This window comes from Bordetella parapertussis, assembly GCF_020735925.1.
GTDB lineage: Bacteria > Pseudomonadota > Gammaproteobacteria > Burkholderiales > Burkholderiaceae_B > Bordetella > Bordetella pertussis.
Map to the genome: position 1 here is coordinate 3,051,406 of NZ_CP085971.1, position 22,927 is coordinate 3,074,332.

At 68.1% G+C, this 22,927-nt stretch carries 20 protein-coding genes; 4 read left to right on the forward strand and 16 right to left on the reverse strand.

Annotated elements, in window-relative coordinates; all coding sequences use genetic code 11:
* Positions 1 to 21: 21 nt before the first annotated feature.
* From LK409_RS14420 to LK409_RS14465, 10 genes are all read right to left on the reverse strand, one after another.
* Entirely contained in the window at positions 22 to 1,170 is a 1,149-nt protein-coding gene (locus LK409_RS14420) for a DmpA family aminopeptidase (protein ID WP_010928974.1), read from the reverse strand.
* 17 nt (positions 1,171 to 1,187) lie between these two features.
* Positions 1,188 to 2,087: a glutathione ABC transporter permease GsiD gene (gene gsiD / locus LK409_RS14425; RefSeq protein WP_003813711.1), complete on the reverse strand. Its 900-nt coding sequence runs from the start codon at positions 2,085 to 2,087 to the stop codon at positions 1,188 to 1,190.
* Between the two features lie 7 nt (positions 2,088 to 2,094).
* On the reverse strand, positions 2,095 to 3,015 hold the full coding sequence (gsiC, locus tag LK409_RS14430; RefSeq protein ID WP_003813715.1) for a glutathione ABC transporter permease GsiC: 921 nt from the start codon (positions 3,013 to 3,015) through the stop codon (positions 2,095 to 2,097).
* A gap of 61 nt (positions 3,016 to 3,076) precedes the next feature.
* Complete coding sequence (gene gsiB / locus LK409_RS14435) at positions 3,077 to 4,630, reverse strand: glutathione ABC transporter substrate-binding protein GsiB (protein ID WP_041937263.1); 1,554 nt, start codon at positions 4,628 to 4,630, stop codon at positions 3,077 to 3,079.
* Between the two features lie 70 nt (positions 4,631 to 4,700).
* Positions 4,701 to 6,611 carry a dipeptide ABC transporter ATP-binding protein gene (locus tag LK409_RS14440; protein ID WP_010928976.1) on the reverse strand — a complete coding sequence of 637 codons (1,911 nt, stop codon included), beginning with the start codon at positions 6,609 to 6,611 and terminating at the stop codon, positions 4,701 to 4,703.
* 44 nt (positions 6,612 to 6,655) lie between these two features.
* A complete protein-coding gene (locus tag LK409_RS14445) occupies positions 6,656 to 7,636 on the reverse strand; it encodes an isoaspartyl peptidase/L-asparaginase family protein (protein WP_010928977.1) in 981 nt (326 codons plus the stop codon).
* Entirely contained in the window at positions 7,633 to 8,517 is an 885-nt protein-coding gene (locus tag LK409_RS14450; protein WP_003813724.1) for a MurR/RpiR family transcriptional regulator, read from the reverse strand. Before LK409_RS14450 ends, LK409_RS14445 begins: the two co-directional genes overlap by 4 nt.
* Positions 8,518 to 8,740: 223 nt before the next feature.
* Complete coding sequence (locus LK409_RS14455) at positions 8,741 to 9,394, reverse strand: CoA transferase subunit B (RefSeq protein WP_003813726.1); 654 nt, start codon at positions 9,392 to 9,394, stop codon at positions 8,741 to 8,743.
* A gap of 12 nt (positions 9,395 to 9,406) precedes the next feature.
* Positions 9,407 to 10,105 carry a CoA transferase subunit A gene (locus LK409_RS14460; RefSeq protein WP_003813728.1) on the reverse strand — a complete coding sequence of 233 codons (699 nt, stop codon included), beginning with the start codon at positions 10,103 to 10,105 and terminating at the stop codon, positions 9,407 to 9,409.
* 103 nt (positions 10,106 to 10,208) lie between these two features.
* Positions 10,209 to 10,658: an acyl-CoA thioesterase gene (locus tag LK409_RS14465; RefSeq protein ID WP_041937264.1), complete on the reverse strand. Its 450-nt coding sequence runs from the start codon at positions 10,656 to 10,658 to the stop codon at positions 10,209 to 10,211.
* A 109-nt stretch (positions 10,659 to 10,767) separates the two neighbouring features.
* On the opposite strand from LK409_RS14465, the gene LK409_RS14470 reads away from it, so the two are divergent.
* The 4 genes from LK409_RS14470 to LK409_RS14485 all read left to right on the forward strand — a co-directional run bounded on the left by LK409_RS14470 (position 10,768) and on the right by LK409_RS14485 (position 14,908).
* Positions 10,768 to 12,414, forward strand: a complete 1,647-nt coding sequence (locus LK409_RS14470) for an electron transfer flavoprotein-ubiquinone oxidoreductase (protein ID WP_010928981.1) — start codon at positions 10,768 to 10,770, stop codon at positions 12,412 to 12,414.
* Positions 12,415 to 12,510: 96 nt separating this feature from the next.
* Positions 12,511 to 13,395, forward strand: coding sequence for an NAD-dependent epimerase/dehydratase family protein (locus tag LK409_RS14475; protein ID WP_010928982.1), 885 nt, complete (start codon positions 12,511 to 12,513; stop codon positions 13,393 to 13,395).
* Positions 13,392 to 14,549, forward strand: coding sequence for a cytochrome P450 family protein (locus tag LK409_RS14480; protein WP_010926940.1), 1,158 nt, complete (start codon positions 13,392 to 13,394; stop codon positions 14,547 to 14,549). Before LK409_RS14475 ends, LK409_RS14480 begins: the two co-directional genes overlap by 4 nt.
* Positions 14,546 to 14,908: an antibiotic biosynthesis monooxygenase family protein gene (locus LK409_RS14485; RefSeq protein ID WP_003813739.1), complete on the forward strand. Its 363-nt coding sequence runs from the start codon at positions 14,546 to 14,548 to the stop codon at positions 14,906 to 14,908. The genes LK409_RS14480 and LK409_RS14485 overlap by 4 nt, the downstream gene beginning before the upstream one ends.
* A 13-nt stretch (positions 14,909 to 14,921) precedes the next feature.
* Here LK409_RS14485 and ltaE read toward each other — a convergent pair whose 3' ends face one another.
* From ltaE to LK409_RS14515, 6 genes are all read right to left on the reverse strand, one after another.
* Complete coding sequence (ltaE, locus tag LK409_RS14490) at positions 14,922 to 15,941, reverse strand: low-specificity L-threonine aldolase (RefSeq protein WP_003813743.1); 1,020 nt, start codon at positions 15,939 to 15,941, stop codon at positions 14,922 to 14,924.
* A 21-nt stretch (positions 15,942 to 15,962) separates the two neighbouring features.
* Entirely contained in the window at positions 15,963 to 16,859 is an 897-nt protein-coding gene (locus LK409_RS14495) for a DMT family transporter (RefSeq protein ID WP_010928983.1), read from the reverse strand.
* 145 nt (positions 16,860 to 17,004) lie between these two features.
* Positions 17,005 to 18,984 (reverse strand): acetate--CoA ligase, encoded by a 1,980-nt coding sequence (gene acs / locus LK409_RS14500; protein WP_010928984.1) that lies wholly within the window; start codon positions 18,982 to 18,984, stop codon positions 17,005 to 17,007.
* Positions 18,985 to 19,195: 211 nt separating this feature from the next.
* Positions 19,196 to 20,536: an MFS transporter gene (locus LK409_RS14505; protein ID WP_010928985.1), complete on the reverse strand. Its 1,341-nt coding sequence runs from the start codon at positions 20,534 to 20,536 to the stop codon at positions 19,196 to 19,198.
* Positions 20,533 to 20,940 carry a heme-binding protein gene (locus LK409_RS14510; protein WP_010926942.1) on the reverse strand — a complete coding sequence of 136 codons (408 nt, stop codon included), beginning with the start codon at positions 20,938 to 20,940 and terminating at the stop codon, positions 20,533 to 20,535. The genes LK409_RS14505 and LK409_RS14510 overlap by 4 nt, the downstream gene beginning before the upstream one ends.
* Entirely contained in the window at positions 20,937 to 22,826 is a 1,890-nt protein-coding gene (locus LK409_RS14515) for a propionate--CoA ligase (RefSeq protein ID WP_010928986.1), read from the reverse strand. Before LK409_RS14515 ends, LK409_RS14510 begins: the two co-directional genes overlap by 4 nt.
* Positions 22,827 to 22,927 lie beyond the last annotated feature (101 nt).

Sequence of the window (22,927 nt, forward strand, 5' to 3'; positions counted from 1 at the left end):
ACTGCCTCGATTGGGGGAATGTCAGAAGGCCGTCTCGGCCAGCCACTGACGCCACTGGGGCGCCGCCTCGCGAATCGCGCGCCGCACGTGGCCGTCGCGCCCGGCCACCGTCTCGGCCCGCCACAGCGCCGCCACGATGGCCTGTTCGACCGCCTCGGCGGCGGCCTCGAACAGGGCATCGATACGGGTTTCGTGCAGCATCACCTGCACCGGCATGCCGCGCTCGGCCAGGTGCGGAATCGTGTAGGCCGTGGAAAACGCCAGGGCGATGTCGCCGCTGCCATGGCCGAATACCGAACCGGTGCGCGCCAGGCCCGCCCCGGCGCGCAGGGACAGCCGGCGCAATTGGCGCGAATCCAGCGGCGCGTCGGTCGCCAGCAACAGGATGATGGACCCCTTTTCGGGCTGGCCCGCGGGTTCGCCGTCGCGCGCGGCGGCGGCCAGCCGGCGGCCGAACGGACGGCCGGCAATCGTCATGCTGGAGCGCTGGCCGAAGTTGGACAGCACCAGCGCGCCTACCGTATAGCGCTGGCCCGGATAGGCCTCGGCCAGGCGCGACGCCGAACCGATGCCGCCCTTGAACCCGAAACTGGACATGCCGCGTCCGGCGCCCACCGAGCCCTGCTCGAAGACGCTGGCGGCGCCGCGCCAGGCCTGCTCGTAGTGCACCTCGGCCACGGCCTGCGCCTGGATATCATTCAGGTAGCCGTCGTTGCACTCGAACACCAGCGGGTTGACCGTCGGCCAGGCGCGCCCGATCTCCGGGTTGGCGGCAATGGCCTGGCGGATCTGCGCGTTGGCCACGGCGCCCACGGCAAAGGTATTGGTCAGCGCAATAGGCGTTTCCAGCACGCCCAGTTCTTCCACCTGGATCAGGCCACAGCTCTTGCCGAAACCATTGAGCACGGTGGCCGCGGCCGGCACCTTGTTGCGAAACGGATCGCCTTCGTGCGGACGCACCACGGTGACGCCGGTCTGCCGCGCGCCCTGCGCCAAAGTGAAATGCCCGACGGTCACGCCGGGCACATCGCCGATCGAATCGAGTTCGCCCGCCGGCAGCATGCCGATGCGCGGGAGGTCCAATTGTTCCATAGCATTCGTCCGTGTCGCCACGGCCCTGGAGATAACAGGGCCGCCGCGCGGGCGGCCCGACCGGCGCGGCGCCTGCATGCGCCGCGCGCCCTGCCCTACTTGCGGTCTATCCGGGGATCCAGCGCGTCGCGCAAGCCATCGCCCAGCAGATTGAACGCCAGCACGGTAAAGAAAATCGCCAGCGCCGGGAAGATCGCCACATGCGGGGCGATGACCATGTCGGCGCGGGCCTCGCTCAGCATCGCCCCCCACTCGGGCGTGGGCGGCTGCGCCCCCATGCCCAGGAAGGACAGGCTGGCCGCCGTGATGATGGAGGTGCCGATGCGCATGGTGCCGTACACGACGATGGGGGATATCGTGCCCGGCAGGATATGCCGCATGATGATAGTCCAATCGGAAGCGCCGACGCTGCGCACCGCCTCGACATAGGTCATCTGCTTGATCGCCAGCGTATTGCCGCGCACCAGGCGGGCAAAGGCCGGCACGCTGAACACCGCCACCGCGACAATGACGTTGACCATGCTCGACCCCAGGATCGCCACCACGCCGATGGCCAGCAGCATGCCCGGGAACGCCAGCAGCACGTCGGAAATGCGCATGGTGATGCGTTCCCACCAGCCCTGGTAGTAGCCCGCCATCAGGCCCATGAACGTGCCGACCACGGCGCCCATGGCCACCGACAGGAAGCCGGCGGCCAGCGAAATTCGCGCGCCCATGACGATGCGGCTGAAGATGTCGCGGCCCAGCGAGTCCACGCCCAGCCAGTGAGTGGCCGACGGCCCGGCGTTCAGGGCGTCGTAGTCGAAGAAATTCTCCGGATCGAACGGCACGATCCAGGGCGCGAGGATGGCGATGAGCGCCAGCAGCAGGACGAACAGGCCGGCGCCGACGGCCAGCTTCTGCTTCTTGAACTTGCGCCAGAACTCGGAGGCGGGCGTGCGCACGTCCTCCTTGGCGGCCTGCGCGGCCACGGCGGCGGTATTGGTGTGACTCATGGCCGCCTCACTTGTAGCGGATGCTGGGATTGATGACGCCATACAGCACGTCCACAATCAGGTTGATCAGGATGAATTCCAGCGAGAACAGCAGCACCAGGCCCTGGATCACCGGATAGTCGCGCTGCGTGACCGCGTCGACCAGCAGCCTGCCCAGGCCCGGCCAATTGAACACGGTCTCCACCACGATGGAGCCGCCCAGCAGGAAACCGAACTGCAGCCCCATCATGGTGACCACGGGAATGAGCGCATTGCGCAAGGCGTGCTTGGTCACCACCACGCGCTCGGACAGGCCCTTGGCGCGCGCCGTGCGCACGAAATCCTCCTGGATCACCTCGACGAACGAGGCGCGCGTAAAGCGCGCCATCACGGCCGCGACCGCCGCGCCCAGCGTCAGCGACGGCAGAATGTAGTGTTTCCAGCTCGAAGCGCCCACGGTGGGCAGCCAGCCCAGGTTCACCGAGAACACCTGCATCAACATCATGCCTAGCGCAAACGCCGGGAACGAAATGCCCGATACCGCCAGGGTCATGCCCAGCCGATCGGGCCAGCGATTGCGCCAGACCGCCGAGACCACGCCGATGGCCATGCCGAACACCACCGACCAGATCATGCTGGCCAGCGTGAGCCACAACGTGGGCATGAAGCGGTCGGCGATTTCGGTGGACACCGGGCGCTTGGTACGCAGCGACGTCCCGAGATCGCCCTGCAGCATGTGGCCGAAGTAGCGCACGAACTGCTGCGGCAGCGGCAGGTCCAGGCCCAGCTCCTGGCGCACCAGCTCGACCGTTTCCTGGTCGGCCTCCTGCCCGGCGGCCAGCCGCGCCGGGTCGCCGGGCAGCATGTGCACGAAAAGGAACACGACCACGGCCACCAGCAACAGGGTGGGGATCATGCCCAACAGACGTTTGACGATATAGGTCAGCATTGGAATTCCCGCGACACCGGCGGGGGTCGCGCGCCCCCGCCGGATGTGGCATTGCCAGGTGTTACTGCTTCAGGTCGATGTCGCCGAACCAGAACGAGGTATCCGGCTCGACGTAGACGCCGGACAGATTCTTCGACTTCACGTACACATTGTTCTGGGTCACCAGGAACGCCCACGGGGCGTCGTTCCAGATGGTTTCCTGCGCGTTCTTGTACAGCTCGGCCTTCTCGCTGCGATCGGTGGTGGCCAGCGCCTTCATCAGGCTGTCGTCCACCTTCGGGTTCGAGTAGTACGAGATGTTGTTCATCACCGGCGGGAGCGCGGCGGTGCTCAGCAAGGGCCGCAGGCCCCAATCGGCCTCGCCGGTCGACGACGACCAGCCCGCGTAGTACATGCGCACCTTGGCGTCCTCGGGCTTTTGCACCTGCTGCACGCGCTGTACGCGCTGGCCGGACTCCAGCACCTCGACCGAGGCCTTGATGCCGACCTGGGCCAGTTGCTGCTGCAGGAACTGCACGACCTTGACCGACGTGCCGTCGTTATAGGCGGACCACAGCGAGGTCTCGAAACCGTTCGGATAGCCGGCTTCCTTCAGCAACGCGCGCGCCTTGGCCGGATCGTACGGCCACTGGCCGATCTTGTATGCGAAGTCCACGCCCTGCGGCACCACGCCGTCGACCACGGTCGCGTAGCCGTTGAACGCCACCTTGGCCAGCGCCTGCTTGTTGATCGCGTAGTTGATCGCCTGGCGCACCTTGACGTTGTCGAACGGCTTGACGCGGGTGTTCATGGACAGGTAGCGCGCCATGATGGAATTCTTGTGGTCCACCACGTCCAGCTTGTCGTTCTTGGTCAGGACCGCGGCCTGCTCGTAGGGAATCGGGAAGGCGAACTGCGCCTCGCCGGTCTGCACCACGGCGGCGCGCGTATTGTTGTCGGTGACCGTGCGGAAAGTCAGGGTGTCGACCCTCGGATAGCCCTTGCGCCAGTAGCCGTCGAATTTCTCGACCTTCAGGTACTCGGCAGGTTTCCACTCGACGAACTTGAACGGACCGGTACCCACCGGATGAAAGCCGATCTCCTTGCCGTACTTCTGCAGCGCGGCCGGCGAGATCATCATGGCGGCCGGGTGGGCCAGCGCGTTGATGAAGGCCGAGAACGGTTCTTTCAGCGTGATGCGCACGGTATGCGGATCGACCACTTCGGTCTTGGCCACGCGGTTGAACTGCGTATAGCGCGACAGGCGGTTTTCCGGATTGGCGACACGGTCGAAATTGGCCTTGACGGCGTCGGCATTGAAGTCGGTGCCGTCATGGAACTTGATGCCGTCACGCAGCTTGATCGTGTAGACCAGGCCGTCCGGGCTGACTTCGTAGCCGGTCGCCAGCAGATTCTGGATTTTCAGGTCCTTGTCGAACTCGAACAGCCCTTCATAGTAGGCCTTGCCGGCGGCTTGGTTCAGCGTGCTGTTGGTGTTGTAGGGGTCGAGCGTTTCCAGCGCAATGGCGACGGCGAAGGTTACGTCCTTGCTGGCATGGGCCAGCGGCGACGCGAGCACGCTGAAGGCCAGCGTGGCGGCGGCCACCAGCTTGGTCGGATGCAGAACTTTCATCATGGAAGGCTCCTGGTTTTGCGGGAGATGCGTAGTTGAGGAAGAAAATGCGGCAGGCGCCAAGCCACCGCGTTCAATACGCGCCGCCGACACTGTGGCGCGCGACAAAGTGATCCGGGCCGACCGCCACCAGCGGCGCCACGACGGGTTCGTCATTGAGCTGGCGGATCGGGCTGGGAATCTCGTCCGACAGCAGCGTCCGCGACATATGCCGCCGCGCGGGATCGGCGATCGGCACGGCCGCCATCAGCTTCCTGGTGTAGGGATGCTGAGGATTCTCGAAGATCGCCCGGCGCGGGCCGATCTCGACGATCTGGCCGAGGTACATCACGGCCACCCTGTGGCTGACGCGCTCGACCACCGCCATATCGTGCGAAATGAACAGGAAGGCGATGCCCAGGTCGCGCTGCAGGTCGATCAGCAGATTGACGATCTGCGCCTGGATCGATACGTCGAGCGCCGACACGGACTCGTCGGCGATCACCACCTTGGGATCGAGGGCGAGCGCGCGCGCGATGCAGATGCGCTGGCGCTGGCCGCCCGAGAACTCGTGCGGGTAGCGCTGCGCCATCTCGGGCGGCATGCCCACGCGCTCGAGCAGCTCGGCCACGCGCCGCTCGGCCTGCTTGCCGCTGGCCACGCCGTGCACCAGCAGGGGCTCCATGATGGAGAACCCCACCGTGACGCGCGGATCGAGCGAAGCAAAGGGGTCCTGGAACACGAACTGGATATCGCGGCGCAGCGCTTGCAGCTCGGCGGTCTTCAGCTTGGTGATGTCGCGCCCGCCGAAATGGACCTGGCCGCCCTGGCTGTCGACCAGCCGCAGCAGCGAGCGCCCGGTGGTGGACTTGCCGCAGCCCGACTCGCCCACCAGCGACAGGGTTTCGCCGGGGTAGAGGTCGAAGCTGACTTTCTCGACCGCGTGCACGCGCCGCTGCACGCGGCTGAAGATGCCGCCGCGCAGGTCGAAACGGGTGATCAGGTCGCGCACGCTGAGGATGGGCTGGCGCTCGCCGGCCGGCCCGCTCTCGGCAGGCGCCGGCGCGGCCGGCCCGGCAGGCGTGGCCGGCGGCTCGGGCTCGGCGGCCGCGGACTCGTCGACGCGCAGCAACGGAAAACGCGCCGGGTGGTCGGTGCCCTGCATGGCGCCCAGCTTGGGCACGGCCGACAGCAAGGCCTGCGTGTAGCGGTGCCGGGGCTGGGCGAAGATGCGTTCGGAAGGCCCCTCCTCCACCTTGTCGCCGCGATACATCACCAGCACGCGGTCGGCCACTTCGGCGACCACGCCCATGTCGTGGGTGATGAACACGACGCCCATGCGCATTTCCTCCTGCAGCTGGCGGATCAGCTGCAGGATTTGCGCCTGGATCGTGACATCCAGCGCCGTGGTCGGCTCGTCGGCGATCAGCAGCGCGGGCTTGCAGGCCAGCGCCATGGCGATCATCACGCGCTGGCGCATGCCGCCGGAAAGCTGGTGCGGATGACGGTCCATGACCGACCGCGCCTCGGGAATGCGCACCTGCTCGAGCATGCGCAGCGCCTCGGCGCGCGCGGCCGCGGCGTCCTTGCCCTGGTGCAGCCGGATGGTTTCGGCAATCTGCTCGCCGGCGGTGAACACCGGGTTCAGCGAGGTCATCGGCTCCTGGAAAATCATGGCCATGTCGGCGCCGCGTACGCTGCGCATGGCCCGCTGCGACGACGCGCCCAGGTCGACGATGTCGCCGTTGCGGCGGCGCAGCGCGATGCGCCCCTGGGCGATGCGTCCGCCGCCATGCTCGACCAGGCGCATCAGCGCCAGCGAGGTCACCGATTTGCCCGAGCCGGATTCGCCCACGATGGCCAGGGTCTCGCCCCGGTCGACGTGAAAGGACAGGTTGCGCACCGCTTCCACGGTGCGTTCGGCGCCGACGAAACGCACCGTCAGGTCCTCGACCTGAACCACGCGGTTCTCCGGCATCGCCAGGCTGTTTGCGCGATCAACCATATTTCGATTCCCGTACTGTATTACCCAGGCCGCTTGCGCGCGCCCTATCGGTAAATGGCGACCACCGGCGGCTCGCCCACGCGGCCATGGCCGCGGTACATGCCCTCGGTATTGAACGGCAGGGCCACGTTGCCATGGGCGTCGACGGCGACCAGGCCGCCCTTGCCTTCGATGGTGGGCAGCTTGTCGTGCACCACCCGGTCGGCCGCCTGCGCCAGCGTGGCGCCGCAATACTCCATCTGGGCCGCCACGTCGTACGCAGCGACCATGCGAATGAACATTTCTCCGGTTCCCGTGGTGGAAACGGCACAGGTCCGGTTGCTGGCATACGTGCCCGCGCCGATCAGCGGCGCGTCGCCCACGCGCCCGACCTGCTTGTTGGTGATGCCGCCGGTGGAGGTCGCCGCGGCCAGGTTGCCCTGCGCGTCCAGCGCCACCGCGCCCACCGTGCCGAATTTCCTGTCGGCATCCAGCGGGTCGGCGGGGGCCGGCTGGCCTTGCGTCACCAGGGCCTGGCCGTCGTGGTCCAGCACAGCCGCCCCGGGCGTTTCGCGCTGCACCCGCAACAGTTGCTCGCGCCGCGCCTCGGTGGAGAAATAGCCGGGATCGACCAGCTCCAGCCCGTGCTCGCGCGCGAAGGCGACCGCCCCCTCGCCGACGAAGAGCACATGCTTGCTGTGCTCCATGACCGCGCGCGCGGCCCGCACGGGGTTGCGCACGCAATCCACATTGGCAATGGCTCCCGAACGCAGCGTGGCCCCGTCCATGATGGCCGCGTCCAGCTCATGGGTACCGGCGCTCGTGAACACCGCGCCGTGGCCGGCGTTGAACAGCGGGCAGTCTTCCAGCAGGCGCACGGCCTCGGTGACCGCGTCGATGGCGCTGCCGCCGCCGGCCAGCACCGCCTGGCCGGCGGCGACGATGCGCGCCAGGGCGTCCAGGTATTCCTTTTCCTTGTCGGCCGGCATGGCCGCGCGCGATATCGCGCCGGCCCCGCCATGAATGGCGATGATGGGCTGCGTCATCGTTTTCCTGCTCCTGCTTCACCATGAATCAGCCAGGGCATGACGGACTGCGCCACGCCGGCAGCGGCTGCTATCGAATTCTTGGCGCGATGCGCCACCGCGGCGGACAACGCTTCGATCAGGCCCAGCGCGGCGGTTTCCGCGTTGGACGACAACTGGCGCGACATATGGGCATACAAGGCCACGGTGGCGCACGGCGCCAGCGGCGAAGTCGGCTTGTCCGTCAGCACCAGCACCGGCACTCCCGCCAGCTTGGCGGCATTGGCCAGCGTGACCGTGTCGGCCAGATAGCGGGGAAAGGCCAGGGCGATCACGAGGTCGCGCGAAGTCATGCGCGACATCTGGCGCGCCGCATGCGACACGCCGCCCGGGCCGGCCAGCGATTCGACCGCATGCAGGTGCATGCACAGGCCGCGCTGCAGCAGGCCGGCCAGGAAACCGCTGGCGCCAAACCCGATGATGAACACCCGCTCGGCGTTGAGAATCGCCTCGACCGCCCGCTCGCACGCGCCGGCATCCAGCGCCTGCAAAGTCATCTGCGCGTTGTGGATGTCTTCCTGCAGCGTCGCGGCGAAGACCTGCGCCGCGCTGGCGGAGTGCGCCAGCTCGATGCGCAGCTTCTCGACCGGCTCCAGCGCCGATTCGAAACCGCGCGCCAGCTCGGCGCGGAACTGCGGATAGCCGGGCAATTCCAGCACGCGGGCAAAGCGGTTCGCCGTGGCCACCGACACCCCGACCGCGACCGCGAACTCGTCGATGGTCATGGTGGCGACCCGGAACTGGTGCGCCAGCACGTACTCGGCCATGCGGTGCTGGGTCCGGCTGAAGGCGGGTTGCGCGCGCGCGATGCGGTCGGCGATGGACGTAGGGGGGAGGGTCATGGAGGCGGCGGCGCCGGAGAAAGCAAAACGGGTTGCGGAGAGTGGGCCAGCAAAAATGTAAATCTGTTTACGTGATTATTTTATGGAAGAAAAAATATTTTCAAACTCGGGGAATACCCTTTCTCCGGCACGCCGCACGCCCGCCGTCCCAGCGCGAGCCATGGCCATGGGCGAAAAAAACGCCGGCTAACGCCGGCGCCTTACATACAAAAATGAACCAACCTTACTTCACAGCGGAAACATCCAGCTTGGCAAGGGTCTTTGCCTTGATTTCGTCGACCGTCACACCCGGCGCCAGCTCCAGCAGCTTCAGGCCGTCTTCGGTCACTTTCATGACGCCCAGGTCGGTGATGATCAGGTCGACCACCCCGACGCCGGTCAGCGGCAGCTTGCATTCGGGCAGCAGCTTGATGTCTTCGGTGCCGTCCTTCTTCCTGGCCACGTGCTCCATCAGCACCACGACCTTGCCGACGCCGGCCACCAGATCCATGGCGCCGCCCATGCCCTTGACCATCTTGCCCGGAATCATCCAGTTGGCCAGGTCGCCCTTCTCGGAGACCTGCATGGCCCCCAGGATGGCCAGGTTGATCTTGCCGCCACGGATCATGGCGAACGAATCGGCCGAGGAGAAGATCGACGACCCGGGCAAGGTGGTGACGGTCTGCTTGCCGGCGTTGATCAGGTCGGCGTCGACCTCGTCGTCGGTGGGAAACGGGCCGATGCCAAGCAGGCCGTTCTCGGATTGCAGCCATACTTCCACGCCCTTGGGAACGTGGTTGGCGACCAGGGTCGGCAAGCCGATGCCCAGGTTCACATAAAAACCGTCTTGCAGTTCGCGCGCCGCGCGCGCCGCCATTTCATCGCGGGACCATGCCATGTCGTATTCTCCTTAGGCCGGGCGAGTGGTGCGTTGCTCGATGCGCTTTTCCGGGGTGGCGTTGACCACGATCCGGTGCACATAGATGCCGGGCAGATGGACCTGATCGGGATCCAGCGTGCCGGTCTCGACGATCTCCTCGACCTCCACCACCGTCATCTTGCCGGCCATCGCCACGTTCGGATTGAAGTTGCGGGCCGTCTTGCGGAAAACCAGGTTGCCGCTGCGGTCGGCGATATGCGCCTTGACCAGCGAGACATCGGGCACCAGCGCACGCTCCATCACATACTGATGGCCGTCGAATTCGCGGATTTCCTTGCCATCGGCCACCACCGTACCCACGCCGGTACGCGTGAAGAAGGCCGGAATGCCGGCGCCGCCGGCGCGCAGCTTCTCGGCCAGCGTGCCCTGCGGCGTGAATTCCAGCTCGAGCTCGCCCGACAGGAACTGGCGTTCGAATTCCTTGTTCTCGCCAACGTACGAGGCGATCATCTTGCTGATCTGCCGCGTGTTGAGCAACTGGCCCAGTCCGAAGCCGTCGACCCCGGCGTTGTTGCTGATGCAGGTCAGCCCCTTGACGCCGGAATCGCGCAGCGCGGCGATCAGCGCCTCGGGAATCCCGCACAGGCCGAAACCGCCCACGGCGATCATCTGGCCGTCCTTGACGACGCCTGCCAGCGCCTCGGCGGCGCTTGCATAAACCTTGTCCATCGCTCCAGCTCCTATTGAAATGATCTGGTACAGGCCCGGCCCTGGCGGATCGCGCCTGCGCTGTTTTTTGCTCTGCCGCAAATTGTACCGGCAAGCGATCGCTTCAGGCCGCCGGCCGCATTTGCGCGGCCATCCGCTCCAGCAGGCCGGCCGGCCAGGGTTCGGCGCGATTGGTCTGGTAGTTGACCCACACCAGCACATTGCGGCTGCGCGCGTAGGGCTCGCCCTCCTCGCCCACCTTCTCCAGGGTCAGGTCCAGGTCCATGCTGGAGCGCCCGATGCGCACCACCGTATGGGTCACCCGCACCTCGCCGGGATAGGTAAGCGGGCGCAGGAAATCGCACGAGGCGTGGGCCAGGATGACGCCGAACTGGCCCGGCAGCTCGTAACCGGCCTCATACAGGATGCGCACCCGCGCCTCCTCCATCATCCGGAAATAAATCGTGTTGTTGACATGATTGAGGCAATCCGAATCGCCCCAGCGCAGCGGAATATCCACCTGGTGGGCGTCTCCCACCTCCAGCGTGCGCACAGCGTGCTCGTCGCGGTTCACTTACCGTACTCCTGATAATCGACCATGCGCAGCCGGCGCGGCGCCGGCTGCAATACAATCGCCGATAATACTTCCAGCCATATCAGGGTTAACAGAGGGGAACTGTGTAATGTCCGAACGTGAGTCAATGGAATATGACGTGGTTGTGGTCGGTGGCGGGCCGGCTGGGCTGGCCGCGGCCATCCGCCTCAAGCAGCTTGCCGCGGAAAAGAACCACGAAGTCAGCGTCTGTGTCCTGGAGAAGGGCTCCGAGCTCGGCGCGCATATTCTGTCGGGCGCCGTCATGGACCCGCAGGCCCTGACCGAACTGATCCCCGACTGGAAGGAAAAGGGCGCGCCGCTGAACGTGCCCGTGACGCAGGACAAATTCCTCTTCCTGAGCGCCACCGGCGCGCGCTCCACGCCCAACTGGCTGCTGCCGGCCTGTTTCCACAACGAAGGCAACTACATCGTGCGCCTGGGCGACGTGGTGAAGTGGCTGGGCGAACAGGCCGAAGCGCTCGGCGTGGACATTTTCCCCGGTTTCGCGGCGGCCGAAGTGCTGTACGACGAAAACAGCGCGGTGCGCGGCGTAGCCACCGGCGACATGGGCGTGGCGCGCGACGGCACGCACACCGACCACTACCAGCCCGGCATGGAACTGCTGGCGCGCTACACGCTATTTGCCGAAGGGTCGCGCGGCCAGCTGGGCCGCCAGCTGATCGGCCGCTACAAGCTGGACGAGGGCCGCAACCCGCAATCGTACGGCATCGGCATCAAGGAAATGTGGGAGGTCGACCCGGCCCAGTCGCGTCCGGGCCTGGTGGTGCATACCGCCGGCTGGCCGCTGGACTCCGACACCTACGGCGGCTCGTTCCTCTATCACCTGGACAACAACGTGGTGGTGGTCGGCCTGATCGTGGGCCTGGACTACGCCAATCCGTGGCTGTCGCCGTTCGAGGAATTCCAGCGCTACAAGACCCACCCTGCCATCCGCGGCACCTTCGAAGGCGGCAAGCGCATCGCCTATGGCGCGCGGGCCATCACCGCGGGCGGACTGCTGTCGCTGCCCAAGCTGGCCTTCCCGGGCGGCGCGCTGATCGGCTGCGAAGCCGGGTTCCTGAATGCATCGCGCATCAAGGGCAGCCACGCCGCCATCAAGAGCGGCAAGATGGCGGCCGAGGCGGCCTTCGACGCCGTGGCGAGCGATCGCAGCCACGACGAGCTGGCCAGCTACGCCAGCGCCTTCGAGTCTTCGTGGCTGCACGCCGAGCTGAACAAGGCGCGCAACTTCAAGCAGTGGTTCAAGAAGGGCCGCACCGTCGGCACCTTCATGACCGGTATCGAGCAGTGGCTGCTCAAGGGCAAGTTCCCCTGGACCCTGCGCCACAACAAGCCTGACCATGCCTGCCTGCAGCCGGCATCGCAGTGCGCCCGCATCGACTACCCCAAGCCCGACGGCAAGCTGACCTTCGACAAGCTGAGCTCGGTGTTCATCTCCAACACCAACCACGAAGAGAACCAGCCGGTGCACTTGACGCTGAAGGACGACAGCGTACCGGTGGCGGTCAATCTGGCCAAGTATGGCGGCCCCGAGTCGCGCTACTGTCCGGCCGGCGTGTACGAGTTCATCAAGGACGACCACGGCGCCGACCGCTTGCAGATCAACGCGCAGAACTGCGTGCACTGCAAGACCTGCGACATCAAGGATCCCACCCAGAACATCGTCTGGGTCGCGCCGCAAGGCGGCGAGGGACCGGTCTACAGCGGCATGTAAGCGCGGGCGCGCACGTGGGCGCCGGCAGGATACCAGGCGCCCTCGCGGCGCCTTTTTTCCAGACCGTGTGCCCGTCAACCACGGGGGAGGCCTCGCATGAGCGAACGAGTGCTGCTGGCCGGCTGCGGCGACCTGGGCGTGCGCGTGGCGCGGCGCCTGCTGGCGCGCGGCGACCAGGTCTGGGCGTTGCGGCGCCAGCCGCCGCCGGCCGAGGATGGCGGGCTGCGCTGGATCGCCGCCGACCTGACGCAACCCGCGACACTGGCCGGCCTGCCGGACGGCCTGACCCAGGTCGTCTACCTGCCGGCCCCCGGCGCGCGCGACCCGGCCCGCTATCGCGAGATTTTCGTCGATGGTCTGCGCCACCTGCGCGACGCGCTGGACACGGCGGCCCTGCGCCGCACGCTGTTCGTCTCGTCCTCGGCCGTCTACGGCGAGCACGACGGGCAGTGGGTGGACGAACATACGCCCCCCGGCCCGCTGGGCTTCAATGGCCGCAGCCTGCTCGAGGCCGAGCGCTCGCTGGACGCATGGCCCGGCCAGGCCGTGGTGCTGCGCCTGGCGGGCCTGTATGGACCGGGCCGCCTGCAGCTGCTGGAGCGGCTGCGCGCGGGGCAAGCCCGCGCGCCCGTCGACCCGCCCCATTGGGCCAACCGCATCCACATCGACGACGCGGCGGCCGCGATCGCGCACCTGCTGCGCCTGCCCGCCCCCGAGAAGCTCTACCTGGGCTGCGACGATACCCCGCTGCCCCTGCACGAACTGTACGCCGCACTGGCGACGCTGGCCGGCGCGCCCCCGCCCGGCGAAGGCCCGGCGCCCGCGCAGGTCGGCAGCAAGCGGCTGTGCAACGCGCGCCTGCGCGCCAGCGGCCTGCAACTGCAATGGCCGGACTCGCGCGCCGGCTACGCCGCGCTGCTGGACGGCAAGGCAACCTTGCAGGCCACGATTCATACAACAACGAAACGTTCGATCCCGTGATCGCCGATACTGCAAGACAGCATCGAGGAGACATCATGCAACCCGCCGACCCGCTGGAGGCCGTCGCGCACCCCGACCCCTACCCTTACTATGCCGCCCTGGCGCGCGAACGGCCGTTCTACCACGACGATCGCCTGGGCCTGTGGGTAGCCGCGGGGCCGCAGGCCATCCGTGCGGTACTGACCTGTCCGGCCGCGCGCGTGCGCCCGCCCGGGGAACCCGTGCCCGCGGCGCTGGGCGCCGGGCCCGCCGCGCAAATGTTCGGCCGCTTCATCCGCATGAACGACGGCGCCGTCCATGAGCGCCTCAAGCCCATGCTCACGGCCTATCTGACCCAACGCACCGCGGCGGACCTGGCCGAGCCCGCCTGGCCGGCGATCGGCAATGATCCGGCCCAGGTGGATCGCTATCTCTACCAGGCGCCGGTTCACGCCCAGGCCTGCCTGATGGGCTTGCCGGACGAGGTCGCGGCATCCTGTGCGCGAGAAATCGAGGCGTTCATGGCAGCCTGTCGGCCCGGCGCCGACGCGGCGGCCGTCGCCCGCGCCGACCAGGCCGCGCAGGCCCTGCAGGCGCGCATGCTGGCGCATTTGCGCGCCGCCCGCGGCGACGCGGCGCTGGGCGTGCTGCGCCGCCTGGCCCTGGCCGGCGGCGTCGAGGCTGATGCGCTGGCGGCCAATCTCGCGGGCCTGCTGCTGCAATCCTGCGAGGCCGGCGCCGGACTGCTGGGCAATGCGCTGGTTCACGCCGGCCGCCTGTCGCCGGCGGCCGCGGCGGCCGCGCCGGACCTGCTGCATACCTGCGTGGAGATCGTCACCCACGTGGCGCGCCACGATCCGCCGCTGCACAACACCCGGCGCTTCCTGGCCGCGCCCGCCACCCTGCTGGGCCAATCCGTGCCCGCAGGCGCCGGCATCCTGGTGGTGCTGGCCGCCGCGCACGCGCTGGCCGAAGGGGCCTGGCCATGGACCTTCGGCGCCGAGCGCCATGCCTGTCCGGGCCGCACGCCCGCCCTGCTGCACGCGGCCCAGGCGCTGGCGCATGCCTTGCGCCACGGCGTGGACGCGCCGGCGCTGGCGCGGCGCGTGCGCTACCGTCCGCTGCCCAATGCCCGCGTACCGCGGTTCCACTTCCCGCCCGGAGACACGCCATGATCGCCGTCATTTTCGAAGTGCAGCCCGCCGCCGAAGGCGGGCGCGCCGCCTACCTGGATATCGCCGCCGGCCTGCTGCCCCACCTGCGGGCCATCGACGGCTTCATTTCGGTCGAGCGCTTCGAAAGCCTCAGCACGCCGGGCAAGCTGTTGTCGCTGTCGTTCTGGCGCGACGAAGAAGCGGTGCGCAACTGGCGCGCGCTGGCCGAGCACCGGCAAGCCCAATCGGCGGGCCGCAACGGCGTATTCCAGGACTATCGGCTACGCGTCGCGCACGTATTGCGCGACTATGGCATGCAGGCGCGCGACCAGGCGCCGCCCGACAGCCGCCAGGCGCACGACGGCCCGGCGGGCGGCTGAGAACGCGCCGCGCTCAGCGCGCGGCCGCGCAATGCCCGCGTACCGCGTCGACGACGCGATCGATGCCGTCGGCGTCCACGTCCAGGTGCGTCACCAGGCGGGTCGGCCCGCCATAGACCGCCCGCATCAGAATTCCCTGCCCGCGCAGCGCCGTGGTCAGCGATTCGCACCGGGCCGGATCGAACTCGGCGAACACCATGTTGGTGTGCTGCCCCAGCACGCGCACGCCGTCGATGCCGTCCAGGCCCGCGGCCAGCCGCGCCGCGTTGTCGTGGTCTAGCGCCAGGCGCTCGACGTGGTGGTGCAGCGCGTGCAGGCAGGCGGCAGCCAGTATGCCGGCCTGCCGCATGCCGCCGCCCAGCATCTTGCGCCAGCGATGCGCCTGCTCGATCAGGGCGCGGCTGCCGACCAGCACCGATCCGACCGGCGCGCCCAGCCCCTTGGAAAAACAGATCGAAACCGTATCGAACGGCTCGCACAGCTGTTGCACCGGCACGCCGCTGGCCACGGCCGCATTGAAGACGCGCGCGCCGTCCAGATGGGTGGACAGGCCATGCTCGCGGGCCCAGCCCGTGGCCTGCGCGACATAGCCGGCGGGCATGACCCGGCCCTGGAAGGTGTTTTCCAGCGCCAACAGCCGGGTACGGGCGAAATGCGGATCGCCGCCCGGCTTGAGCGCGGCCGCCAGCCTGTCCAGCGGCAGGCTGCCGTCGGCGGCATGGTCGACGGGCTGCGGCTGGATGCTGCCCAGCACCGCAGCGCCGCCTCCCTCGAATTTGTACGTATGGGCCTGCTGCCCCACCAGATACTCGTCGCCGCGGGCGCAATGCGCCATCAGCGCGGCCAGGTTGCTCTGCGTGCCCGACGGGAAGAACAGCCCGGCCTCCTTGCCCGCCCGCGCGGCAACCTCGTCCTGCAGGCGCCGTACGCTGGGGTCATCGCCCATCACATCGTCACCCACCGGCGCGGCCGCCATGGCCTGCCGCATGGCGGCGCTGGGACGGGTCACGGTATCGCTGCGCAGATCGATCATGGTTGCTCCACGTAAGGGGTTTCAGGACACGGCGCGCGGGGCGGGCCGCACGGCCCGGCTGACCACCCACAGGCCGAACAGGATCAGGGCCATGCCGGCCATCTCGGTCAGGGTGGGCCGTTCGCCCAGGATCGCCCAGGCCAGCAGCACCGCCACCACCGGCACGCCCAGGCTGGACAGCCCGGCGATCGAGGCCGGCACCCGGCGCACCACCAGCAGCCACAGGATCCAGCCCAGCGCCGTGGCGACCAGCACGATATAGCTCATGCCCAGCCACAGCCGCCACCCGCCCCATTGGGCGGGAATCTGCGGCACCAGCCAGGCGAACGGCAGGATGACCACCCCGCCCAGCAGCATCTGCCAGGCGGTGAAGGTCATGATATCCGGCGCATGGCGCTCGAACATGCGCTTGGACAATACCGTGCCCAGGCCCCAGCACAGGCCGCTGCACAGGCCCAGCGCGACCGGCGCCAGATCGCCCAGCCCGGCCCAGGGATCGAGAAAGCACACCAGGCCGACCGCGGCCAGGGCAATGCCGCCCCAATGGCGCGCGGTCGGCCGCTCGCCCTGCAAGGCCCAGGCGAACAGCACGACCCAGAAAGGCATGGTGTAGGCCATCAGCGACACCTTGCCCACGCCGCCGCTGATCAGCGCCGTCTGCACGAAACCCTGGAATCCGGTGATCTGCGTCGCGGCGGCAAGCAAGGTCAGCTTCCAGGGCGGCATGCCCAGCGGCCGGCCGGTCGCCACCAGTATGCTGAACAGCACGACGGCGCCCGACAGATAGCGCACCGCGATGAAATCGAACGGCCCGATGTACGGCACCACCAGCTTCATCGCGATCCAGCTGCCCGCCCACACGAAGATGGTAAGCAGCATCAGGCCCAGGCCCACCCGATCGAACGCGGCGCGATTCACTTCCAGTACTCCCAAGAAAACCCATGCAAAGCCGGAAAAGGCACGGGCCGGTCATGCGACCGGCCCGGCTGGCTACAGGCTGACGGCATTATGCGCCTGCCGGCGCATCGCCCGGTGCGGCGTCCGGCGGGCGGACGCCGCACGATCACAACGGCTTGGCCAGTTGCTCGAGGATGGCGGGGTTCTCCAGGGTGGACACGTCCTGGGTGATTTCCTCGCCCTTGGCGACCACGCGCAGCAGGCGGCGCATGATCTTGCCCGAACGGGTCTTGGGCAGGTTGTCGCCGAAACGGATGTCCTTGGGCTTGGCGATGGGGCCGATTTCCTTGCCCACCCAGTCGCGCAGTTGCCTGGCGATGGCCTGGGCTTCGTCGCCCTCGGGACGGCTGCGCTTGAGCACCACGAAGGCCACCACGGCTTCGCCGGTGGTGTCGTCGGGACGGCCCACCACGGCGGCCTCGGCCACCATTTCGTGCGCCACCAGCGCCGACTCCACCTCCATGGTGCCGAGGCGGTGGCCGGACACGTTGAGCACGTCGTCGATGCGCCCCATGATCCAGAAATAGCCATCGGCGTCGCGCTGGGCGCCGTCGCCGGCCAGGTAGTAGCCGCGCAGCTCGGGCGGGAAGTAGCTCTTCTTGAACCGCTCCGGGTCGCCCCAGATGTTGCGGATCATGGCCGGCCAGGGACGCTTGATGACCAGGAAGCCGCCATTGCCCTGCGCGACATCGCCGCCGGTCTCGTCGACGATGGCCGCGACAATGCCCGGCAGCGGCAGCGTGCACGATCCCGGCTTGAGCGACGTGGCGCCCGGCAGCGGCGTGAGCATGTGCCCGCCGGTCTCGGTCTGCCACCAGGTGTCGACGACCGGGCAGCGCTCGCGGCCGACGTTCTTGTGGTACCAGATCCAGGCCTCGGGGTTGATGGGCTCGCCCACCGAACCGATGATGCGCAGGCTGTCCAGGTCGTATTGGCGCGGGTGCACCTCCTGGTTGGCCTCGGCGGCCTTGATGAGCGAGCGGATCGCGGTCGGCGCGGTATAGAACACCGACACCTTGTGGCGCGCAATCATGTCCCAGAAGCGTCCGGCATTGGGGAACGTGGGCACGCCCTCGAACACCACCTGCGTCACGCCGGCGGCCAGCGGGCCGTAGGTGATATAGGTATGGCCGGTCACCCAGCCCACGTCGGCCGTGCACCAGTACACATCATCGGCGCGGGCGTCGAAGGTCCACTTCATGGTCAGCAGCGCCCACAGCAGATAGCCCGCGGAGGCATGCTGCACGCCCTTGGGCTTGCCGGTGGAGCCCGACGTGTACAGGATGAACAACGGATGCTCGGCATTGACCGCCTGCGGCTCGCAGGTATCGGCCTGGCCGGCTTCCACGTCGTGCATCCAGACATCGCGCCCTTCCTGCCAGGCGATCTTGCCGCCGGTGCGGCGATACACCACCACCTTGGAAACGGCCTCGCAACCGCCCATGGCGAACGCTTCCTCGACGGCGGGCTTGAGCGGGATGGTCTTGCCGCCGCGCACCTGCTCGTCGGCGGTGATCACCACCGTGGCGCCGACGTCGACGATACGCTCCTGCAGGCTCTTGGCCGAGAAGCCGCCGAACACCACCGAGTGGGTCACGCCCAGGCGGGCGCAGGCCTGCATGGCCACCACCGCCTCGATCGACATGGGCATGTAGATGATGGCGCGGTCGCCCTTCTTGTACCCCATGGCCTTCAGGCCATTGGCGAAGCGGCACACGCGCGCCAGCAGTTCGCGGTAGCTGATCTTGTCGACCTTGCCGTCGTCGGATTCGAAGATGATGGCGGTCTTGTCGGCGTTGCCGTTATGCAGGTGCACGTCCAGGCAGTTGGCCGATACGTTGAGTTCGCCATCGCCGAACCACCGATAGAAAGGCGCCTCGGACTCGTCCAGGACCTGGGTGAAGGGCTTGCTCCATTGCAGGTTCTCGCGCGCCAGGCGCGACCAGAACCCGTTGAAATCCTTGTCCGCTTCCTCGCACAGGGCCCAATAGGCGTCCATGCCCGAAATCGCGGCGCCTTGCACGGCGCTCGCCGGCGGCGGGAATACGCGATTCTCGACCAGGACGGATTGAATGGCATTCGACATGGTGTGTCTCCGATGAATGATTCTGGTGCTGCCGTTTTTCTTGCCGACACGCAACCGTATCGCCACGCTCTTACGGGCACCTTACGGTGACGGAGCGCCGCCGCCGACAGGCGCGGCAGGCAATCCGCGATCATCGCAGGCGCGCGGCCATCGTGGCCGGACCATAAGCCGCGTGGTGGTCAGACCATAAGGATAGCAGCCGGCACGGGGGCTAGGCAGCACGGCGCGCGATGCCGCGCGCCATGTCCACGCGCGTAAGCAGGATCAACCCGCCCACGAAGAACAGCCCGGTGACCAGGATGGCCAGGCGATGATTGCCGACAGTCAGCCAGGTCACCAGTCCGTAGGTCAGCGGCCCCACCACCGCCGCGAGCTGGATGGCGAAAGTCCACAGCGCGAAGAATTCCGCCAGCCGCCCGGCCGGCGCGAGGGCTCCGGTCATGGCGCGTCCGGCGCTCTGGCTGGTGCCCATGCACAGCCCGGCCAGCACCGCCGCCACCCAGAACACCGGGGCCGTCACCGCCGCGTAGGCCACCAGCACCATGGCGATCCAGCCGGCCAGCGTGAGCGCCAGCGCCCGCTTGTGGCCGATGCGGTCCTGCAGGTAGCCGAATCCGAAAGCGCCGGCCGCCGCCGCGATATTCACCGTGAACACCAGCAGCATGATCTGGGGCATGGTGAAGCCCATGGCCTGCTCCGCATACACCGCGGCCAGCGTGATGACCACCGCGATGCCCGCCTGGTAGCAGGCCCCGCACATCAGCAGCCGGCGGAACTCCGGATAGTGGGCGCCGGTGTCCTGCCAGGCGCGCCGCAGCCGGCCCAGCATGTCGGGCGCCTGCAGGGCCACCGCATGCGGCACGGCGCGCTCGCGCAGCAGGAAGAACGACGGCAGCGCGGAAATGGCGAAAATGGCGCTGGTCACGACGATCACCCAGGGCACGTATTGGGGCGCATCCAGGCCGCGCGCCTCGCCCAGCGTCACCACCGCCAGCGACAGCCCCAGCGCCAGCATGCCGCCGCAATAGCCGAAGCTCCAGCCCCAGCCGGACACGCGGCCCAGCGCATGCGGGCGGGCCAGCTCGGGCAGGAACGCCGCCACCACCGACTCGCCGATGCAATAGCAATAGTTGGACAAGGCCACGGCGGCCAGCGCCAGCCAGACGTCGCCCGGCCCGGCCTGTGTCAGCACCAGCGTCGCCGCCACGCAGCCCAGGGTGCTGGTGTAGAGCAGCCGGCGCTTGCCGGCGCGCGCATCGGCGCGCGCGCCCAGCGTCGGCATGGTCAGCATGATGGCCAGGTAGGACAGCGACAGCGCGGCCGTCCAGGCCAGCGTGGCCCAGTGGGCGCGCCCGCCGACCACACTGACGAAATAGGTGCTGAACACCGTCGTCAGGATGACGGTGGTGTAGCCCGAGTTGGCGAAGTCGTACATCGCCCAGGCCCAGACTTCCCGGCGCGTCACGCCGGGGTTCAGCGCGGGGAGCGCGCCGGCGTCAGCCGCCGCGCCGCCCCCGGGCGGATCGCCGGCGGGCGGCAGCGGATACGTCACAGGCCCAGCGCGGCGATGCCGGCGCGGGCGATCTCGGCGTCCTCGCTGGACTTCACGCCCGACACGCCCACCGCGCCCACGACTTCGCCGTCCACCGTCACGGGCACGCCGCCTTCGAGCATCCCTTCGAGCAGCGGCGCCGACAGGAAAGCCTGGCGGCCGTTGTTGATGATCTCCTCGTAGACGCGCGATTCACGGCGGCCCAGCGCGGCCGTGCCGGCCTTGGCCGGCGCGATGTGCGCGGAAATCGGTGCCGCGCCGTCGAGCCGCAATTGACCCAGCAGGTGGCCGCCATCATCGACGACGGCGATGGTGACCGCCCACTTGTTGGCCAACGCATGCGCTTCGGCCGCCGCCAGGATTTTCTTCACATCGTCGGCGACCAGCACGGGTTTGGTTTTCATTGCAGGGATTCCTTGATCTGTTCTAGGGCGGAAGGATCTTCGATGGTGGTCAGATCACCCGGGTCGCGGCCCTCGCAGACGGCCACGATCGCGCGGCGCAGCACCTTGCCGGAACGCGTCTTGGGCAAGGCACCCACGAAACGGATGCGCGCCGGCCGCGCCACCGCGCCCAGCTGGTCTTCCACCACGCGCATGATATCGCCTTCCAGCGCCAGCGCCCCGTCACGCGTTTCCGCGCCGGCCGGATCCTTGAGCACCGCGAAGGCCATCGCCACCTGCCCCTTCAACGTATCGGCCACGCCGACCACGGCGCACTCGGCCACGCCCGCATGGCTGTTGATCGACTCTTCGATCTCGCGCGTGCCCAGCCGGTGGCCCGCGACGTTGATGACATCGTCGGTGCGCCCCAGGATGAACCAGTAGCCGTCCGGGTCGACCAGCCCCCAGTCGAACGTGGAATACACCTGGCGGCCGGAAATCGAGGTGAAGTACGTCTGCACGAAGCGTTCGTCGTCGCCCCAGATGGTGGACATGGCACCGGGCGGCAGGGGCGGCACAATGGCCACCACGCCTTTCTCGTCGGGCCCCAGGTCCTCGCCGGTGCTTTCGCTGGCGATGCGCGCGTCGAACCCGTAGACCGGAAACGAGGGGCTGCCGAAGCGGGTCGGCACGCGCTCGACGCCAGGCTGCGCCGACAGGATCGGCCAGCCGGACTCGGTCTGCCAGTAATTGTCGATGATGGGCTTGCCCAGCCCCTGGGAAATCCACTGCGCGGTCGGCTCGTCCAGGGGCTCGCCGGCCAGGTATACGGCGCGCAGCGTGGACAGGTCGTGCCGGCGCAGCAGCGCGGCGTCCTGGCGCTTGAGCACCCGCACCGCGGTCGGCGCGGAAAACAGGGTGTTGACCCCGAAGCGCTCGACCAGCTGCCACAGGATGGCGCCGTCCGGCCGCACCGGCGTGCCTTCGTACAGGATGGTCGTCTGGCCGCCGATCAGCGGACCATAGACGATGTACGAGTGGCCCACCACCCAGCCGATGTCGCTGGTGCAGAAATAGGTATCGCCAGGCTTGCCGTCGAACAGGTACTCCATCGACGAGGCCAGCGCCACCGCATAGCCGCCGGTGTCGCGCTGCACGCCCTTGGGACGGCCGGTGGTGCCCGAGGTGTAGAGGATGTAGCTCGGCTCGGACGACTCCAGCCATTGCACCGGCACGCGCGAGCCCTCGTGGCGGGCGCGCAGCTCAGCGTAGTCCAGGTCGCGGCCGGCCTGCCGCTCGCATGGCGTGAGCCCCCGGTCGAGGATGATCACCGCGCCGGGCGGCTTCTGGCACAGCGCCAGCGCGCGGTCCAGCAGGGGCTTGTACGCCACCACCTTGCCCGCGCGCGAGCCGCCGTCGGTGCTGACGACGACCTTGGGCGCGGCGTCGTCGATGCGCTGGGCCAGGTTGACCGAGGCGAAGCCGCCGAACACCACCGAATGGATGGCGCCGATGCGCGCGCACGCCAGCATGGCGAACACCGCCTCGGGCACCATGGGCATGTACAGCAGCACCCGGTCGCCCCGCTCCACCCCCTGCTCGCGCAGCATAGCCGCCACGGCGTTGACCTCGTCGTGCAACTGCTGGCGGGTGTAGACGCGCTCCTGGTCGACTTCGGTCGATACCCAGATCAGCGCCGGCTGGTCGGCCTGCTGCGGCAGCCAGCGGTCGACGGCGTTGTAACAGAGGTTGGTCCTGCCCCCCACGAACCACCGCGCAAACGGCGGCCGGGAATAATCGATCACCTGCTCGAACGGCGTCTCCCAATGAATCCGCCCTGCCTCCTCGCGCCAGAACCCATCGCGATCATGTATCGAACGGTAATGGAAATCCCGGGTTTTTTTCATTGGTGTCTCCTGGTATGGTTCGGTAGCTCTTTGGCGCCTCAACCATCTATTGTGGCCGGCAAACCTTGCATCAGGCTTGCCGCGCATCCTGGGGATTCCCC

Excerpts from the sequence above, each read along its gene's own strand:
- LK409_RS14420 (WP_010928974.1), bottom strand. The coding sequence starts at position 1,170 with ATGCAGGCGCCGCGCCGGTCGGGCCGCCCGCGCGGCGGCCCTGTTATC.
- gsiD (WP_003813711.1), bottom strand. The coding sequence starts at position 2,087 with ATGAGTCACACCAATACCGCCGCCGTGGCCGCGCAGGCCGCCAAGGAG.
- gsiC (WP_003813715.1), bottom strand. The coding sequence starts at position 3,015 with ATGCTGACCTATATCGTCAAACGTCTGTTGGGCATGATCCCCACCCTG.
- gsiB (WP_041937263.1), bottom strand. The coding sequence starts at position 4,630 with ATGATGAAAGTTCTGCATCCGACCAAGCTGGTGGCCGCCGCCACGCTG.
- LK409_RS14440 (WP_010928976.1), bottom strand. The coding sequence starts at position 6,611 with ATGGTTGATCGCGCAAACAGCCTGGCGATGCCGGAGAACCGCGTGGTT.
- LK409_RS14445 (WP_010928977.1), bottom strand. The coding sequence starts at position 7,636 with ATGACGCAGCCCATCATCGCCATTCATGGCGGGGCCGGCGCGATATCG.
- LK409_RS14450 (WP_003813724.1), bottom strand. The coding sequence starts at position 8,517 with ATGACCCTCCCCCCTACGTCCATCGCCGACCGCATCGCGCGCGCGCAA.
- LK409_RS14455 (WP_003813726.1), bottom strand. The coding sequence starts at position 9,394 with ATGGCATGGTCCCGCGATGAAATGGCGGCGCGCGCGGCGCGCGAACTG.
- LK409_RS14460 (WP_003813728.1), bottom strand. The coding sequence starts at position 10,105 with ATGGACAAGGTTTATGCAAGCGCCGCCGAGGCGCTGGCAGGCGTCGTC.
- LK409_RS14470 (WP_010928981.1), top strand. The coding sequence starts at position 10,768 with ATGTCCGAACGTGAGTCAATGGAATATGACGTGGTTGTGGTCGGTGGC.
- LK409_RS14475 (WP_010928982.1), top strand. The coding sequence starts at position 12,511 with ATGAGCGAACGAGTGCTGCTGGCCGGCTGCGGCGACCTGGGCGTGCGC.
- LK409_RS14485 (WP_003813739.1), top strand. The coding sequence starts at position 14,546 with ATGATCGCCGTCATTTTCGAAGTGCAGCCCGCCGCCGAAGGCGGGCGC.
- ltaE (WP_003813743.1), bottom strand. The coding sequence starts at position 15,941 with ATGATCGATCTGCGCAGCGATACCGTGACCCGTCCCAGCGCCGCCATG.
- acs (WP_010928984.1), bottom strand. The coding sequence starts at position 18,984 with ATGTCGAATGCCATTCAATCCGTCCTGGTCGAGAATCGCGTATTCCCG.
- LK409_RS14510 (WP_010926942.1), bottom strand. The coding sequence starts at position 20,940 with ATGAAAACCAAACCCGTGCTGGTCGCCGACGATGTGAAGAAAATCCTG.
- LK409_RS14515 (WP_010928986.1), bottom strand. The coding sequence starts at position 22,826 with ATGAAAAAAACCCGGGATTTCCATTACCGTTCGATACATGATCGCGAT.